We start from the raw sequence: 17,531 nt of genomic DNA, 5'->3' as shown, positions 1-17,531 counted from the left end.
TGTCTGTACAACATACAAGAATTATAGCATAAAAAAATAAGTGTTTCGACTATCAACTATAGAGAACTTGTTCTCTCAGCTTTCTGTACCAGTTTAGTAAAAGTTTGATCAAATGCTTCTACTTCTTGCTTGGTTAAACCATGTAAAAGTGATGCTTCTATTTCTTTTAAAACGTTTCTCAATTCAGAAATTTTTTCCAACCCCTGTTCATTCAGCAGAACTGTTTTGCTAGAATCACTTTCTGATCTTTTAATTGTTACAAAACTCATGGTTTTCTTTTGCTGCAACTGCCTGCTTAATGTCGAAAGTGATATTTTTAATTTTTCAGCTAAATCTCCCATTTTTAAAGCAATATTACCATTATGGTAAAAGTAAAGCAAGATTCTAGTTTGCGAAAGGTTCAACCCGCACCTTTTGTTTATTTCGTTTTTAATATTTCCAGCAATTGTGCTAAAAGATAAAACGTCCATTTAACTACCTTTTCTGATAAAACATAAACATAAAAATATTTTATAAACTAAAATTTAAGCAATATTGAAAGCTTGAAAAGCATAAAATTTAAGCAAAAATGTGAAACATTAATACTTAATTGAATAGTAATATTTGCAACTATTATCTTTAGCTTATAAATATTTATATCAATAACTTTAAATCTATATTACCAGTATATCAGTTTTTTGCAATGATTTCTTTAACTATTTTGAAAATGATTACTATATAATTAGTGGTACTCTTTTTTAAGATTTTTAATAACTTATATTTTAAATAAGCACTTATAGCCGAATACTTGGTATAATAGAAAGCGTGTTTTGAGGTGATAATATGGCTTTTGATGGTTTGTTCATACATAGCCTGCTAAATGATGTTAAACCAAAAATAGAAAGTGGCAGGCTTTCCAAGATTTATCAACCATTTGAACAGGATTTAGTATTAACTTTTAGAAAAGACAGAAAGAATATTCAATTGTTATTATCTGCCAATGCGCAGTATCCACGATTTTATATTACCGGCCAAACTATTGCTAATCCTGATAAAGCACCAACCTTTGTCATGGTGCTACGTAAATATTTAGAAGGTTCAATTTTACAATCAATTGATCAATTAGGTGTTGATCGCATTGTTAATTTTAATTTTAGCAACCGTAACGAACTTGGCGACCAAGTTCAACTAGTCTTATCATTAGAGTTAATGGGCAGACATAGCAATGTTATTCTCTATGACCAAAAAAGTGGACGAATAATTGATTTGCTCAAAAGAATTAATCCTGATGAAAATAGAGTGCGGTTGCTCTTACCCAAAGCTAAATATGAGTTACCTCCCCTTATATCTGGTATTGATGGTTTCAAGATGACGGAAACAGAGTTTAATAAATGGGCTTTGAATTCTGATCCTGAAAAATTCGCCGGTCAGATTGGAGGGCTTGATCGAGACGATCGTCAAGAACTTGCAGGTTATTTAGAAGACGATTTTTCTTATTCATCTTTTAAAACTTTTATGGCTCAGTTTAATAAAAAAGGTGCTTTTATTCTGAAAACACCAAATAATAAGCGGAAGATTTTTCCTTATTTGCCTTACCATCTTAACTTAACTAAAGAAAGTTCTGATCCAGATATTAATCATGCATTAGATAGTTTTTACCAATATCAGGCCAATCAGGATTGGGTGAGACAAAAGTCAAGTCAAATTGAACGCCTGGTAAAAAACGAGCATAAAAAATTAACTAAAAAAATAGTTAAACTGAAAAAGCAATTGGACCAAGCTGAAAATTCTGAAGGATATAGAATTCGGGGAGAAATTCTTAATGCCAACTTGTCCCAAGTTAAACCGGGAATGACAGAAATCGAACTGCCTAATTATTATGATAATGATCAACCTTTAAAAATTAAGCTTGATGCTGCACTCTCTCCTGCCCGCAATGGTCAAAAATATTTTACCAAGTATAAAAAGCTACGTGATTCGATTAAACATGTTAAAGAACAAATAAAGATAGCTCAAAACAATTTAACTTATTTTGACACTATCCAAACTGCAATCGATAATGCTGAACCACAAGATATCGATCAAATTAACGAAGAATTGATGAATCAAGGCTATATTAAAAAGCCCCAGAAACCTAAACGGAAAAAGAAAATTACTGAGAAAAATCTCAATAAATTTCGCATTTCATCTGGTAAAACTGTTTTAGTTGGTAAAAATAACCTGCAAAATGATTGGCTCACTCTAAAAAAAGCTAATAAAACTGATATTTGGTTTCATGTTAAAAATATTCCTGGTTCACACGTTATTTTGCAATCTGATCAGGCAACAGAAAAAGATATTGCGGAAACTGCTGAAATTGCAGCCTATTTTTCTAAGGCTAAAAATTCAGCTCATGTTCAGGTTGATTATGTGAAAGATAAAAGAGTAAAAAAACCTAATGGTGCAAAACCTGGTTTTGTAATTTATACTGGGCAAAATTCAATTGAAGTGACCCCTGAAAAAGAACGAGTGTTAAGCAAAAGAATAAATTAAAAAACGAGGATGAAATTGTTCACCCTCGTTTCATTTTTCTTATGGTATCAAATTGGTTGTGTAGTTAATGCTAGTGATTCTAGAACGCTTAAAATAAGTTCTGTTGTTTCAATACTGGAAAATACAGGTATGTTTTGGTTTAGAGCTTCATCACGTATTCTGATTGCATCGTCACTAGCAGAGTCGGACAAGTTTGTAATGTTAATAACCATATCAATTTTATGTTGTCGAATTTTATCCAGTAGACTGCGAGAGCCATGACTAATTTTGGAAACAATTCCTGTGGTTATTCCAGCCTCTGCTAAACCATTAGCTGTACCTTCAGTGGCAATTATTTTAAAACCTAGACGATAAAAACGTTGAGCTAGTTCTGTCACTTTCTTCTTATCCTCGTCACGAACAGATATAAATATAGTACCAAAGTTAGGTATTCTTAATCCACTGGCTTCATAGCCCTTGTATAAAGCTTTCGCAAGCTCAGTATCTCGGCCCATGACAGAGCCAGATGATTTCATTTTTGAATCAAAAGAGTTTTCACTTTGATAATCAATGTATGAAAAAACTGGCATTTTAACAAAAATGAAATTATTTGAATGCCACAAACCGTTTTTATAATCTAAGTCGGGTAAGTTTTTTCCAATAAGCACTTCTGTTGCGCATTGGGTAATATCCTTTCCAAGTGCCTTAGATAAAAAAGCAATATTATGTCCAGCGTAAGGTTTAATTTGTAGTAAAAAAATTTTCTTGTCAACAATTAAAAAATGTAATGTAAAAATTCCACGCATATTTATACGTTTAATTAATTCAGTAGCATATTCAATAAGTAATTTTTTGCCTATTTTAGTTAAATTCTGTGGCTTAAAAACAGCAATTGAATCTGACGCATGAGAGCCGGTTTGTTCCAGGTGTTCTATAATTCCGGGAAGTGTAACATTCTTACCGTCTGAAATGGCTGTGATTTCATATTTATTTCCTTCAATAAACTGAGATAAACTAACTTTGGATAATTGATTTTCTTTCAAATATTTTTTTAGAGCCGGCAAATCGTAAACAACAGCAGATTTTTGCTTTACACCCATATTGTTAAATCCGCCAATGAGAATTGGAAAACCGTGTTCGTTGATAAAAGATTTCGCTTCGGTTTTATCAACTGTTGTTAAAAGCTTATTTTGTCCTAAATTTTTTAATGGTTTATTTAAAACCTGTTCTACACGATCCTTTGGATTAATATTTTTATTGCCTAAAATATTTAAGCCATTTTTTATTAGTTTTTTACATAAAGCATTCATTTCTTTGCCGGAGAATTGTACTAAAACATCTTTTATATCTTCTTTTTCAGCAATATGTAAGATACTTTCAAGAGTTATAGGTTCAAAATAAACCTTATCTGCCCTTTTATAGCTAATTGCCACAGATTCATCGTTATTGGATAATAAAACAGTGGCATAATTATTATTATGTAAAGTATCAATTGCATGACTAATCATGTAGTCAAATTCGCTTGTAACTGAAACTTGTGAAGGTAGCATACCAATCACCAAGACTTTTTTATTTGCAGTTAGAGCTTGACTTTCATCTTGAACTCCATATGAACTATAATATGCTTTAACTAGAGGTTTAATTGTTCCCGCAGACCCATCTATTTGTTGATAAGCCGGCTTTAAATGCATCTTTATCAGCTTCTTTTTAATTGCATTAACATCAGTATTAGAAAGTTCAGAAATTAACGCATTACGAAATCCTCTCTTTTTAGCTTCAATCAATAGTTCATCTGTTAAATTACCAGTTGCTAATTTAAGACCTATTTGCACGATATGAGCTAGTTTTTGAAAATAAACGGGATGGATATGAATAATGTTTTGCAGATCATGATAATCAAAACCATTAGATATTGCGGCTAAAAGCTTAATTAGATGTGACTCATCGGGATGTTCTAAATCACTTGCAATTTCGCTTTTTTCTTTTGCTTTTTCAGTTTTAAAAACATTAAGTGCCATTTTTAAATTGACTGTTGATGCAAGGCCCTTTAAAAAAGCAGATTCGAAATTTGTTCCTAATCCAATGGCCTCCCCACTGGCTTGCATTTTGGTGCCAAGTAAATAGTGGTTACTACCAGATTGTGTTAATGACCAGAAAGGCATTCTAACTGCGACTTTATCTAAGGTTGGCTCAACAGCAGCATTAAGACCTGATAATGGATCTGTTATTTCATCTAAACGATAACCAATGGCTATTTTACAAACAATGTAGCCTAAACTATATAACCCTACTCTTTTTGACCAAATCGCACTGCGTGTTAACCTAGGCTTGATTGATAAAATTTTTACAGAAAATCTGGTTCCCTCATGTTTGACAGCAAAGTGAATATTTAATATTCCGACTATTTTTAATTTGTTGGCAATTGTTTTAGCAATGGCACGAATTTTTTGTACTTGATCATTATTAAGCGTTAAAGCTGGCATTACAGTTGCAGAATCTCCGGCATTAATAGCTACAGATTCAATAGTATCAGCTAAGTTGGTAAAAAGCACATTTCCGGAACTGTCACGAATTATGTTAGCAATGACTTCTCCCCAGGAAGAAAGATCTTCAGACAAATGGTAATTGCTAAAAGAAAAGTTCTCAGATTGTCTTTCTTTTGTTAGGTACTCATTTAAGTCAGAAACGTTGTCAAAAATAATTTGTGTATTTTTGGTTGCAGTATTTTCTTTAATGAGCATTACGGGAAATTGAACTTTTTCAGATAACTGTTTCTGAATATTTCCAGCACTAAAATCAGTTAAATTCCAATATTTATTAGCCTCAATTTGATTTTCAGCCAAAAAAGCATTCATTTTTTGATGATTATCCATTGTGAGAGTTTGCTTATTCAAGGTCAGCAATCTAACACCCATTTTTTGCAATATACCATCCTGAACCAATTCTCTGGTAACTTTTAAGCCTGTAGTTGAGCCGTAAGCAGAAATAATAGCATTTGGTTCTTCCATACGAATTATTCTTTTTAGAAATTCCAGCGTCATTGGTTCAAGATAAACAGTTAACCCAGATTTTTTGTCAGTAGAAATTGTTGCAGGATTGGGATTAACCAAAACAACTTGAATATCTTCTTCAAAAAGTGCTTGAAGTGCATCTTCAACTAATAAATCAGTTTCAGACACTTTACCAACCAGGGTTGGGCCTGATCCAATGATTAAAACTTTATCTAAGTCATTTTCTAAAGGCATTTTTACACCATCATCTCTACAAAATTATTAAAAATAGGAAGAGCATCAAGGCTTCCAGGTGCACCTTCAGCATTAAAAGCCGTACCAATCACTTTATTAGCTTTATTGCTGTAGCCGGCTAATAATTCACTGTGAAGATCGTATAGTTCTTTTTCCATTGCAAATTGAACGCTGTTTGGCAATACTAATTGATCAATGTTCATCGCTACTTGCCAAATCTCATTCGTATTTTGGTCAATAATTGGATAATTGATACCATTATAGGCCTGAGGCAAAGCTACTAATTCAAAATTGAGAAATTCACTTAAGGCTAAAAAGCCCAAACCAATTCCCCAAAGAGGAATTTTCTTGTAAAATGCTGTCAGAATAGGATTAAGGTTCTCTTTGAGTTCATCCACTTTTCCTGGACCACCAGAAATAATAATTCCTTGGGGGCGCAAATTTTTAATATCAGGTACTGACACGTTATATGGTAAGACAGTAGCATTTACTTTTCGTAAAGACAATTCTCTAAGCATAGAGTGCTTTAAGCCAAGATCGATGATGGCCACAGTCTTACCCACATTAGGTACCGCATAGGGATTTTTAGTTGAAACAGTGGCAGACTTGTTTTTTGGCAGGACTAAAGCTTTGATTTGATCAAAAGCATGTTCATCATTTGTGTCCATGATTGAGGCTTTAATTGTTTTCTCTTTGTTTAAAAGATGAACTAAAGCCCTGGTATCAACGTTAAAAATTGCTGGTATATTTTTTTCTTTTAAAAAGGAAGCTAAATCTTGAAAATTATCACTATCTGAAATATTTTGCGCTACATCATTAGCAATAATTCCTTTTACAGTTGGATTAATACTTTCATAATCAATTGCATTAATGCCATTGCCACCGATCATCGGTGCAGTAAAAACTAAAATTTTACCAGTGTTTGTGGGATCAGTTAAAGCTTCTTGATAACCAAAATTACCAGTCTGAATAGCTAATTCGCCAGTAGAAATTATTGAAGCTCCTAATCCCTCTCCCGGAAATGATTGACCATTTTCCAGAATTAAGTATCGTTTCATTTAATCACTTTTTTCTCTTAAGTCAGCCAATTGTTGTAAGAAAATTTGTGGCGGTTGAACTTCAAATTCTAACCATTTGCCTGAATGCGGTTGTTCAAATCCTAAAACCTGAGCATGCAAAAACTGACCATTACCCTTTAAGGTATGATGTGGTCCATACAATGGATCCCCTGCAACCGGATGCCCAATATAAGCAAGGTGCACCCTAATCTGATGTGTACGACCTGTTTCAAGCTGACATTTTATTAAACTATATTTTGGGAACTGTTCTAGAACAGTAAAATGAGTGACTGCATCTTTACCGTTTTCAACTACAGCCATTTTTTTACGATTATAATGATCTCGTCCGATCGGAGCTTCTATCGTGCCAAATTTTTCAGAAAAATTATCGTGGACTATTGCTAAATAAAGTCTTTTATTTGTTTTTTGTGCTAATTGTTTCTCTAAGCTTTCACGCGCAAAGGAGTTTTTGGCCACCATCAATAAACCAGATGTATCTTTATCAATTCGATGCACGATTCCCGGCCGAAAGCCTTCAGGACTTTCAGCTAAATTTTTTGTATGAAACAATAATGCATTGACAAGAGTGTGGTCTGGATGTCCAGCAGCTGGATGAACTACCATACCTTGAGGCTTGTTAACAACTATTACATCTTGATCTTCGTAAATAATATCTAATGGTATGTCCTCCGGAATTACAGCCAAAGGCTTTAGCTTAGGTACTAAAACTGAAATTAAGTCATTTTTTTGAACTTTATAAGAAGTTTTAACCGTTTTACCATTAACTAATATATTTTTATCTTGCACTAGTTCTTGGATCCTTGAGCGTGATAAAGATGGAATTTTAGTCGCAAGCACTTTATCGATTCTACCTTTTTCCTCCTGAATTACGAATTGATATTTATCAGGCATTATTTTTTTCGCTTTCATCAAAAAACAGAAGATAAATAAAAACGAGTATTATCCCTACTGTTATTGCAGAATCGGCAATGTTAAAAATATTGAACTGAATAAAATCGACTTGGATCATATCAATGACGTACTTTAGATGAATCCTGTCAATTAAATTACCTATTATTCCCCCAAGAACTAATGCGACTCCTGTACTGAAAAGCTTGCTATGAAATTTTTTACCAAACAGATAATATAAACAGACTATGATAGCAATAATGCTTATTAGATAGAAAAGTCCCATCTGACCAGGAAGAATATTCCAAGCTGCACCTTCATTTTGCACGTAGGTAAACGAAAAAATATGGGAAAGAACTTGGTGTGATTCACCCAGCCTATAATTACCGGCAATAAAAGATTTTAAAGATTGATCGGAGATCACTACTAATAATGAAATAATTAAATATAAAAATTGCATTGTTATTTTTAAAAAAGGCCACTTATTTTGCCGTTGTTGTCAACATCAATATCTAATGCAGCGGGATGCTTAGGTAACCCAGGCATGTCTAAAACATGTCCGGTAGTTATGACAATGAAGCCAGCCCCATTTTTCAAACTAGCGCCTTTAACGTGTAAAGTAAAATCAGTCGGAGCACCTAATAATTTTTGATTATCAGTGAATGAATATTGTGTCTTGGCGATAATTACTGGCAACTTATCCTTGCCCATTTTTTCCAGTTCACGAATATCTTTTTCCGCTTTTTCACTGTATTCTACTTGAGCGGCATGATATATTTTTTGTGCAACTTTTGCAATTTTAGTTTTAACGTCATCATCTTTTTGGTAAGTAGGAATAAGGTTACCACTTTGAGAATTTGCCAAATCAAGAACGGCGTTTGCGGCTTCTATGCCACCTTTTGATCCCTGTTCATGATAATCTACCACAACAGAGTCAATTCCTTGTTCCTTGATCAATTTCTGTAAAAGATTAAGTTCATTTTCAGTGTCTGTTGCAAAATGATTAATCAAAACAATAACAGGAATACCATAATTGCGCATATTATTCATATGTCTCTTAAGATTTTCAAAACCGTCGCGTAAAGCAGACAGATTTTCTTTGCTTAAGTTATCAGTAGTCCCTTCAGATTGGTATTTCAGGGCACGAACGGTAGCAACAACAACACTGGCATCTGGCTTTTTATCAAGATGTTCAGAAACAAAGTCCATGAATTTTTGACCACCAAGGTCACTACCAAATCCGGCTTCAGTCAACACGTAATCGCTGAGGTGCAAAGCCAAATTTGTTGCCATTACTGTATTGGCACCGTGAGCAATATTTGCAAATGGACCACCATGAACTAATGCTGGCGTATGTTCAATTGTTTGAACAAGGTTAGGCTTTAAGGCATTGGAAAGAAGAGCAGCAATTGCACCTTCAAACCCGAGATCCTTAACGAAAACAGGCTGTTCATCAATAGTATAGCCAACGAGCATTAATCCAATTCTCTTTTTTAAGTCATCGATATCAGTCGACAAGCAGAGAATTGCCATTAATTCATTAGCAACAGTGATTGCAAAACTGGATTTATGCTCAACACCATTAAACTTTGAACCTTGTCCGACAGTAATTTTTCTTAAACTGCGATCGTTAACATCAATTCCGCGCTTTAAAAGGATTCTTTCCGGATCTAATTTAAGTTCATTTCCCTGATAGACATAATTGTCTACTAATGCTGCCAAAGTATCAATAGCAGCGGTTAAGGCATGCATATCTCCTGTAAAATGGAGATTAATATCCTCCATCGGGATAACCTGTGCCTGACCTCCTCCAGTCGCTCCGCCCTTTAAGCCAAAAACTGGCCCCATTGACGGTTCTCTCAAAGCAATCATGGTTTTCTGATGCAGCTGATTGTTTATGGCGTCTCCTAAACCAATTGTCATAGTTGACTTACCCTCTCCAGCTGGAGTGGGTGAAATAGAAGTAACCAATATAAGTTTACCAAGGTGCTTCTTAGCCATTATACGCTTTATTGCCTGCCAGTTAATTTTAGCCTTGTCATTGCCATATGGTTCAATGTCGGTTTCACTTAAGCCTACTTTAGCGGCTATTTCTTTAATGGCTAATGCGTGAGCTTCTTGTGCGATTTGAATATCTGATTTCATTGCGCATGCCTCTTTCTATATATTTAAATTTTTAAATCTAACTTTTCATTTTACGTAATATCCTTTTCATATTAGAATTTAGGTCCCACCTTTTGTTTAATCAATTGTAATTATATCAAACATTGATCATTTTTTATCCATTGCTAGCTACAAATTAAGAATTACGTTAAATTTAATTTTCAGCAACACGAAAAACAGGCCCGCCTCTAGGTATAACTACCAAATTTTGGGAGTTATATCATTTTCAAATACTTGCCTGCTTTATTTTTCAAGTCTTAATAAATAATATTGACCAAATTCTGCAATTTTGATTTTGTAAATTTTTAAAAACCGCCATTCGGAAATCATTACTGGTTTAGAAATTCTTTTTGCTTTGGCGCGAAATGGCAACTTAAATATTTCATCAGTCCAATAAGAATTAAAGTAAGTATAAGCTAATAAAATTAAGAAAATTAAAGCAAAAATTAAAGCTGGCCAGTTGAAAGATTTTGTACTTTCATATAAGAAAATTAGACATAAGAAGAGAACAATTAAAACCCAGCTAAAATAAATTAATCCACTACGACCCAAAATAATGAAATGTTTTTTTCTCATAAAGGCTCCTTTTCAATACCAAATTTCTGTTTCAAGGTTGCTATGATCAGTAGTATCGAATAAAGTTCTCATGTAATTGCTAAAACGTGGTCTTTGTTTGACCAAAAGCTTAAATTCAGGAGAAGAATATAACTTTTTTAACTGCTCTTTTTCAATATGATTATGTCCAGTAAAATATTGATAATTCATTTCTATAAACAAATGTTTTACCTTCTGCAATAGCTCAGATTGTTCACTCTGTAAATTATCTTTCTTATTGGAATTTCCTTTCAAATTTTTAATCTGAATTTCCTTCAAATAATGGTGAAAATGAGCCAAATTTTGTTCTTCCAACTCTCTTTTAGTTAGAAATGGTTTCATGTTAAACGTATGACGTTGATATTCAATATGGTCCTGACTTACCTTGATTACACCATATCCCTGATCATATGAACAAAAACTGGAGGTTACTATTTCTACGGTAGGTGTTTTTTCTACTGGTCCAACTATATTTTGAGCATGTATATGACCGGAAAAAGCAAGTTTAATATTGAAGTCCTGACATAAGCGGCATAAAAGTTGAGCATTATTTAGGACAAAGCCGCGATTTACAGCAGGATTATGAACATATAGATTGTGATGCATAAATAAAAGAGGTCTCAGCTGATTTCTTTTAGCACTTTCCAACTGTTCTTCTAACCAAATAATTTGTTCTTCATTTATTTGTCCTTCGGTCATCGGCGCACTATTAGACTCCTGCTTACCATAAATATTAGAATCTAGCAGTATTAGAAGATAACGTTGATTTAGTTGCACGCTGTATGCTAATGAATCAGGATCAATGCTCAGTGCGCAGTCATATGAATTTTTAAATATTTCTTGCCAACTTTTTGGACTTATTTGTTGAGCATATAGTTGATTTGGCCCTTTAAAAGCCCGGGCCCATCCATCATAAATGTCATGATTACCAGGTAAAACCAATAGTTTTGTTTCTTTTAAGTGACTAAATATTGCAGCAAATTTTTGCGCAGAAATAAATTCTCCGTTAAAAGTTACATCTCCAGTAACAATAATTGCGGTAGGTTTCTTTTTATTAGCAAGGTCAACAAACGTACGTAAGGCTGTTTCTTGATAAACCAAATCTTTACCCTGACTAGTATTCTGAATATGCCGAAATGCCTGACCATCATCATGCAAGCTATCAGCAATTAGGTGAGTGTCTGTAATAACCCAAAATTCTGTATTTGCTTTTTCAGTAATCATTTTTCTTTGCCCAATATTGGTAAAAGTCTACTCTTAAGTTGCCGTTAAATAATTTGCGCTTTTTGGTGGCTTTTTTACCAAAAAATTTCTCAAAAGCAGGATCTCCAACTAAATAATATTGACTAAAACTATCATATTTTAACAAAGATTCGCCCATCTGCTTATAAAGGTTTTCAGCTGATTCTCGATCTTTCAGTCTTTTACCATAAGGTGGATTCGCAATTATAACTCCATTTTGTAAATCAGTAGCAAAATCCTTTACTGCAACTTGCTTAAAATAAATGTCTTGTAATACACCAGCATTATTGGCATTTAATTTTGCAATCTCAAGAATAGACTGATCAATATCACTTGCCCATATAGGTTGTTCAAGTGGTTTGATTTCACTTTTAGCTTCTGCAAGCAATTCCTGATGAATAGAACTGTCAAACCAATCAAAGCCATCAAAAGCAAATTTGCGCCAACTGCCAGGAGCTATGTTTTTACCTATTAATGCGGCTTCAATAGCAAGAGTACCAGAACCTGTCATTGGATCTATAAGAGGATGAGTGCCGTCATATGGGGTTAGTTTTAATAGACCTGCTGCAAAGTTTTCTTTTAGTGGTGCCCCACCATGTTCAATACGATAGCCCCTTTTGAATAAGCTGTCTCCAGTAGTATCCAATGAAATTCTGGCGACATCTTTATTGATACGAATGTCAAGAGGATATTCATTGCCATTCTCTGGTAGAAAGCCGCGACGATGGTACTGATCTGACATTTTATTTACAATTGCCTTTTTAACAATTGATTGGATGCCCGGTTCAGAGTGCAATTTAGACCTGACTGATCTGCCTTTCACAGGAAATTTTGCGTCCATAGGAAGTAACTCCGCCCAATCAATTTCATAAACTTGGTTAAAAAGAGTATCAAAATCTGTTGCTCTAAACTCTTTCAGTAAAATTTTAACGCGATCTGCCGTTCTTAACCAAAGATTGGTTTTGACAATATCTTTTTGCCCGCCTTCAAAAAATACTCTGCCATTTTCAGTGCGCGTTAGATAGCCCATTGCCTGTAATTCTTTGGCAACAACACTTTCAAATCCTACGCCCATAGTTGTATATAGTTGATATTTTTCCATTTTAATTCTTTCTTTTCTTAAAAAAAGCGTTGAGCCCTTTGAAAAGCTCAACGCTGCCAATGCAAATTTCTGTAAGCCACGTTCTGTTAAGGTATTTGTGGCATAAATACCTTTAGCAGCCATCTATCTTTGCTATAACTAGCAACTTCAATCTTTAGTTCATTTCCTTAGATTGAAACGCCCCCACCAAGTTTGGGTTGCACGCTCGCAGGGTTTACCTCGTTCCACCAGAAGCGTTTCCACCTCTGCTCCGTCACTGTGGCACTTTTCAGAATATTCATGCATGTCATAATGATTTAGCACTTTTTTCGCCGTAATTTAAAATCCTTTAGCTTATTGAGCTAAATACGAACACTACCAGCATCGCAGCTCGTGCGTGCGTGGACTTTCCTCAGCCTGACCTTTTTTCCAGATCAAACCGCGACTGCTCAAAATTTGCACCAATAAAAATTATATCAAAGCTTACTCTTTTTGTAACCCATAAACTCGTTGTTCAAGATTATAAACTTTCCGTTCGAGGGTCGAAATGCGTTGAATGATAGCCATATTAGTAGAGCTTTCAGTTTGTGAATCAGACCCATTTATTGGATTAAAACTATGAGTAGAGCGTTCTTGACTTGGAGTATAAGTTCTAACGCTTTCTTGTGCTGTCACTGGGGTTACTTTTCTGGTTTTCTGAGTTTGAATAGACTTTTCTTTATGCCGATCGTCCATTAACTCTCCCTGCAGCTTGCCAATTTGACCATATAGATCTTCAATAATTTGTTCAAACGTATCATAATCAGCAATTACTTTGTCTAAAAAGGCGTCGACCTCGTCTGGATCCAAGCCTTTAACCTTTGTTCTAAATTGTTTTTTTAAAATATCCTGAGTGGATAGTTGAATATCATTTAAATCAGCCATGATAATATACAACTCCTTTTTTATATCACTTTTATTCTAGCAAAAACTGGACTTGCTTAAAACTAAAATGTTAATTTTAAAGCAAAGTTATCTTATTGGCGAAATTCGTCATCTTGATTTTCTTGAAATTCTTCTGCTTCATCCTGCAGATCGTAAAAATCAATTAATTCTAACGGATATTCTGTAGTTTCCTGGTATTTTTTGATTAAATTATAATCAAACTTTGGTTTTCCCGAATTTTCCGGATCATAAATCATTAGGGCCCTATCGGTATGCATAAGCATAAAATTTTGATAATTACGCAGTTGCACAGGACTTTGATATGTTTCTTTAGAAGTGGAGGCAAAAAAATCTACTTGTTGTTTTAAAGAAAGGTATTTTTCCTGATTATTTTCGTTCCATCTACTGGCGAAATCCTCATAAGGAACAATGACAGATACTCTTAAAGAATATTTTTTGCGTAAGTCGATTGCGACTTCGCTAGCCCACTGTTCAACCCCAAGGTTAGCTCCTGTTATTACCCAGTCGAGTTGGTTATTTTCCAATAGATTAACCATATGTTTTTTTAAAACCAACTTAATAATTTTTATCTTAGGATCTTTGTCTCCAAACGTATTAAGTTCATAGTTGCGATATCCAGTTACCCACAATCTTTGCATAATGAAACAGATAGCTCCTTGTTCAAAAACTTTTCCTTTATTGCTATAATGCTAGCAGGAGTGATATTTATGGTCAAATATCCAACAGGCAGTTCTGCCGCTTTTCGTAAATTAAATTATAGTTATCAAGCTAAGCACCAAAAAAGAAAACACAAAAATATTAATTTTTCTGACCGAGGAATGAATCTTGAGCAGATGATTAATGAATCTAATAAGTATTATCGTACTAAAGAAATTGCGGTGGTGCATAAAAAACCAACGCCAGTACAAATAGTTAAGGTAGACTATCCTAAAAGATCACGTGCAGTAATAAAGGAGGCATATTTTCGCCAAGAATCAACTACAGATTATAATGGTGTTTATAAAGGTTATTACTTGGACTTCGAGGCAAAAGAGACAAAAAATAAAACTAATTTTCCTTTGAAAAACTTTCACGAGCATCAAATAATTCACTTAGCAGAATGCTTGAAGCAAAAAGGAATATGCTTTACAATAATAGGATTTACAAGCTTAAACCGCTATTTTGTAACTCCAGCAAGCGCAATCATTAAAGCTTGGTGGACTAAAGATAAAAGTTCGTTAACATTAAAAGAAGTCGAGGATTGGTCAATAGAGATTAAAAATGGCTTTCAACCAACTCTGCCATACCTGAAAGCTGTAGATTCTTTCATCTCGGATAGGAAAATACACGATGACAAATAAAAATTCAAACTCAAATAATGGACGTGAATCACGTAAGAAATACAGGCAAAGTTTGCCTAAACCATTGTGGCGTCGAATACTTAAGTGGACATTTTTAGGCGTTTTTTTAATTTTGGTAGCCGGCATAGGTTTGTTTGCCTTTTATGCTAAAGATGCTCCTAACATCAGTCGAGCTGATCTTGAAAGTGGCGGCTCTTCAGGCTTATACAATACCAATGGTAAATTTATCATGTCCCTTGGTACCGAAAAAAGGTTATACGTTAAAGACAGCAAGGATTTACAACTACTTAAAGATGCTATTGTATCAGTTGAAGACAAACGCTTTTATAGAGACAAGCTGGGAATTGATCCTATTCGAATTGCGGGTTCAATGTTAACTAATGCTAAAAGCAAAAGCATTTCTGCCGGTGGTTCTACCATTACTCAGCAATTAGTTAAACTGACAAAATTTTCAACTGCTGCTTCCCAAAGAACTTTACGCAGAAAGGCTCAGGAAGCATGGCTGGCTATGAGAGTCCAAAGAGAATACAGTCATGATGAAATTTTAGAATTTTACATCAATAAGGTATATATGAATTATGGTAATACCGGAATTGGCACTGCTGCCAACTTTTATTATGGTAAAAAGATTGGGGATTTGGACCTGGCCCAAACAGCCATGCTTGCAGGAATACCTAATAGACCAACCGTCTATAATCCATACACCTACCCAGAATATGCAAAATATCGGCGTAATATTGTTCTCAAAGCAATGTTAAATAATAAAAAGATTTCTCAAGAACAATATGACGAAGCTAGGAAGGAAAGCATAAAAAAAGGTCTAAAACCTCATAATCAGCGAAAACAATCTAATTTACGCAAGATTAATGATCCCTATGTAAAAGAAGCAATTGCTGAAGTTAGGGCTAAGGGATTTGATCCCTTCCGCGATAACTTAAAGATTACAATTAATATGGATCAAAAAGCTCAAAAGAAACTTTATCAACTGGCTAATAATGGTCAAGTTCCTTTCACAAATAACAAGATGCAAATTGGAGCATCAGTGGTTGATCCAAGTAATGGTCACGTAGTAGCTATCCTTGGTGGCAGGCACCTGCCCTCTTCAGTTCAATTGGGTTTAGATCGTGCAGTACAAACCACTCGATCAACGGGTTCTTCGATAAAACCAGTTTTAGACTATGGTCCGGCAATTGAATATCTCAATTGGTCAACAGCAAAAATGTTAGATGATAGCAAGTATGTTTATCCAGGAACGAATGTCCAGCTCTACGACTGGGATAATAAATATGACGGTATGATGACTATGAGGCATGCTTTGGAACAGTCACGTAATGTTCCTGCAGTCAAAACTTTGAGAGAAGTTGGTGTTAAGCGAGCTGCAAAATTTGCTGGGAAAATGGATATTAATGTTCCAAAAGACTCTGGTTTGTCAGTAGCGATTGGAGCTAATGCGTCAAGCCTCCAAATGGCAGGTGCTTTCAGCGCATTTGCTACAATGGGAATCTATCATAAACCACAATTTGTTTCTAAAATTGAAACTCCTGATGGTCTTACCAGAAATTATGATTCTGAGGGCATCCGAGTAATGAGCAAGTCCACAGCGTATATGATTACTGACATGCTTAAAGGAGTAATTAAACATGGCTCTGGTACAAACGCGCAGATCAGAGGTTTGTATCACGCTGGAAAAACTGGATCTGTCAAATATTCTGAGCAAGATTTAGCACGCTATCCGGCATATGCTGCAACCCCTAAAGATTCCTGGTTTGTGGGTTACACCCCTAGGTATTCAATTGGTGTTTGGACGGGTTATGATAATCTGAAAGATGGAACCATTTCAGGTATTGGTCAACAATCAGCACAGCTTTTTTACAAGAACATGATGACTTATCTAATGAGAAATAAGGAAAATGTCGATTGGCAAAAGCCTGACTCTGTGATTCGCGCAAAAATCGCTAGAAACTCAAATCCTCCTGAAGTGTCATCTACAGGTGAATGGCAGTTGTTTGTTCGTGGTCATTCCCCTATTGGTATAGTTGATGACAGTAGTGATTATGATGAAGATGATGAGAAAACTAATACTAACGATTCTTCTTCAACAAATACTCAAGGAAGATATTCAGTTCATCACAATCAAAATGGTTCAACCAGGCAACCTGATAAGAATCAAAGAGAAGCCAAAAATTCAAAAGACAAGAAACAAAATAATACTAGCAAAAGTAATTCGCAAAGTTCGGGTCAAAATAATGATTCTAACAATTCCAATTCGGATAACGGCTCTGATCATGAGCAAAAGCCTAACAAGCCTAGTGGTGAAAGCAACAGTACAACCACTAACAATGAAAATAATAACCATTAGCTAAGAAAAAGCGTCGAAAAATCTGATATGAACCCCAAAATTAGGACACTTTATATTAGCTGCTAACTGAGGACTAGCTTCCGATATTCAATCAGAGTTAGTCCT

Annotated in this window: 14 protein-coding genes and 1 other RNA gene; 3 read left to right on the top strand and 12 right to left on the bottom strand. The window is 34.6% G+C overall.

Annotated features, from left to right (window positions below):
- Positions 1-56: 56 nt before the first annotated feature.
- Entirely contained in the window at positions 57-470 is a 414-nt protein-coding gene (locus ACZ2M0_RS04230; RefSeq protein WP_490058648.1) for a MarR family winged helix-turn-helix transcriptional regulator, read from the bottom strand.
- 352 nt (positions 471-822) lie between these two features.
- Here ACZ2M0_RS04230 and ACZ2M0_RS04225 point away from each other — a divergent pair, with 352 nt between their 5' ends.
- Complete coding sequence (locus ACZ2M0_RS04225) at positions 823-2,511, top strand: Rqc2 family fibronectin-binding protein (RefSeq protein ID WP_223901768.1); 1,689 nt, start codon at positions 823-825, stop codon at positions 2,509-2,511.
- 47 nt (positions 2,512-2,558) lie between these two features.
- Here the strand turns inward: ACZ2M0_RS04225 and carB are convergent, their stop codons facing one another.
- The 11 genes from carB to ACZ2M0_RS04170 form a co-directional block, all read right to left on the bottom strand.
- Positions 2,559-5,735 carry a carbamoyl-phosphate synthase large subunit gene (carB, locus tag ACZ2M0_RS04220; RefSeq protein ID WP_223901767.1) on the bottom strand — a complete coding sequence of 1,059 codons (3,177 nt, stop codon included), beginning with the start codon at positions 5,733-5,735 and terminating at the stop codon, positions 2,559-2,561.
- 2 nt (positions 5,736-5,737) lie between these two features.
- Positions 5,738-6,793, bottom strand: a complete 1,056-nt coding sequence (locus tag ACZ2M0_RS04215) for a carbamoyl phosphate synthase small subunit (RefSeq protein WP_223901766.1) — start codon at positions 6,791-6,793, stop codon at positions 5,738-5,740.
- Entirely contained in the window at positions 6,794-7,705 is a 912-nt protein-coding gene (locus ACZ2M0_RS04210; protein ID WP_490058647.1) for an RluA family pseudouridine synthase, read from the bottom strand.
- A complete protein-coding gene (gene lspA, locus ACZ2M0_RS04205) occupies positions 7,698-8,162 on the bottom strand; it encodes a signal peptidase II (RefSeq protein WP_223901764.1) in 465 nt (154 codons plus the stop codon). The genes ACZ2M0_RS04210 and lspA overlap by 8 nt, the downstream gene beginning before the upstream one ends.
- An 8-nt stretch (positions 8,163-8,170) precedes the next feature.
- A complete protein-coding gene (locus tag ACZ2M0_RS04200; RefSeq protein ID WP_490058646.1) occupies positions 8,171-9,847 on the bottom strand; it encodes a formate--tetrahydrofolate ligase in 1,677 nt (558 codons plus the stop codon).
- 261 nt (positions 9,848-10,108) lie between these two features.
- Positions 10,109-10,441 carry an acyltransferase gene (locus ACZ2M0_RS04195; protein WP_223901762.1) on the bottom strand — a complete coding sequence of 111 codons (333 nt, stop codon included), beginning with the start codon at positions 10,439-10,441 and terminating at the stop codon, positions 10,109-10,111.
- Between the two features lie 12 nt (positions 10,442-10,453).
- Positions 10,454-11,683, bottom strand: a complete 1,230-nt coding sequence (locus ACZ2M0_RS04190; protein WP_490058645.1) for a metallophosphoesterase — start codon at positions 11,681-11,683, stop codon at positions 10,454-10,456.
- Entirely contained in the window at positions 11,673-12,803 is a 1,131-nt protein-coding gene (locus tag ACZ2M0_RS04185) for a THUMP domain-containing class I SAM-dependent RNA methyltransferase (RefSeq protein ID WP_490058644.1), read from the bottom strand. The genes ACZ2M0_RS04190 and ACZ2M0_RS04185 overlap by 11 nt, the downstream gene beginning before the upstream one ends.
- 67 nt (positions 12,804-12,870) lie before the next feature.
- An RNA gene (rnpB, locus tag ACZ2M0_RS04180) (RNase P RNA component class B) lies at positions 12,871-13,239 on the bottom strand.
- 26 nt (positions 13,240-13,265) lie between these two features.
- Positions 13,266-13,706 (bottom strand): DivIVA domain-containing protein, encoded by a 441-nt coding sequence (locus ACZ2M0_RS04175; RefSeq protein ID WP_490058643.1) that lies wholly within the window; start codon positions 13,704-13,706, stop codon positions 13,266-13,268.
- Positions 13,707-13,798: 92 nt separating this feature from the next.
- Positions 13,799-14,365: an SLOG family protein gene (locus ACZ2M0_RS04170; RefSeq protein WP_490058642.1), complete on the bottom strand. Its 567-nt coding sequence runs from the start codon at positions 14,363-14,365 to the stop codon at positions 13,799-13,801.
- 69 nt (positions 14,366-14,434) lie between these two features.
- Between ACZ2M0_RS04170 and recU the strand changes: the two genes are divergently transcribed.
- Together recU and ACZ2M0_RS04160 are read left to right on the top strand one after the other, a co-directional pair.
- On the top strand, positions 14,435-15,067 hold the full coding sequence (gene recU, locus ACZ2M0_RS04165; RefSeq protein WP_490058641.1) for a Holliday junction resolvase RecU: 633 nt from the start codon (positions 14,435-14,437) through the stop codon (positions 15,065-15,067).
- Complete coding sequence (locus ACZ2M0_RS04160; RefSeq protein ID WP_490058640.1) at positions 15,057-17,426, top strand: transglycosylase domain-containing protein; 2,370 nt, start codon at positions 15,057-15,059, stop codon at positions 17,424-17,426. The genes recU and ACZ2M0_RS04160 overlap by 11 nt, the downstream gene beginning before the upstream one ends.
- Positions 17,427-17,531 lie beyond the last annotated feature (105 nt).

It is taken from the genome of Lactobacillus sp. VURO6/B1 (VP7) (genome assembly GCF_058139575.1).
This window is presented reverse-complemented; position numbering and strand designations above follow the sequence as displayed.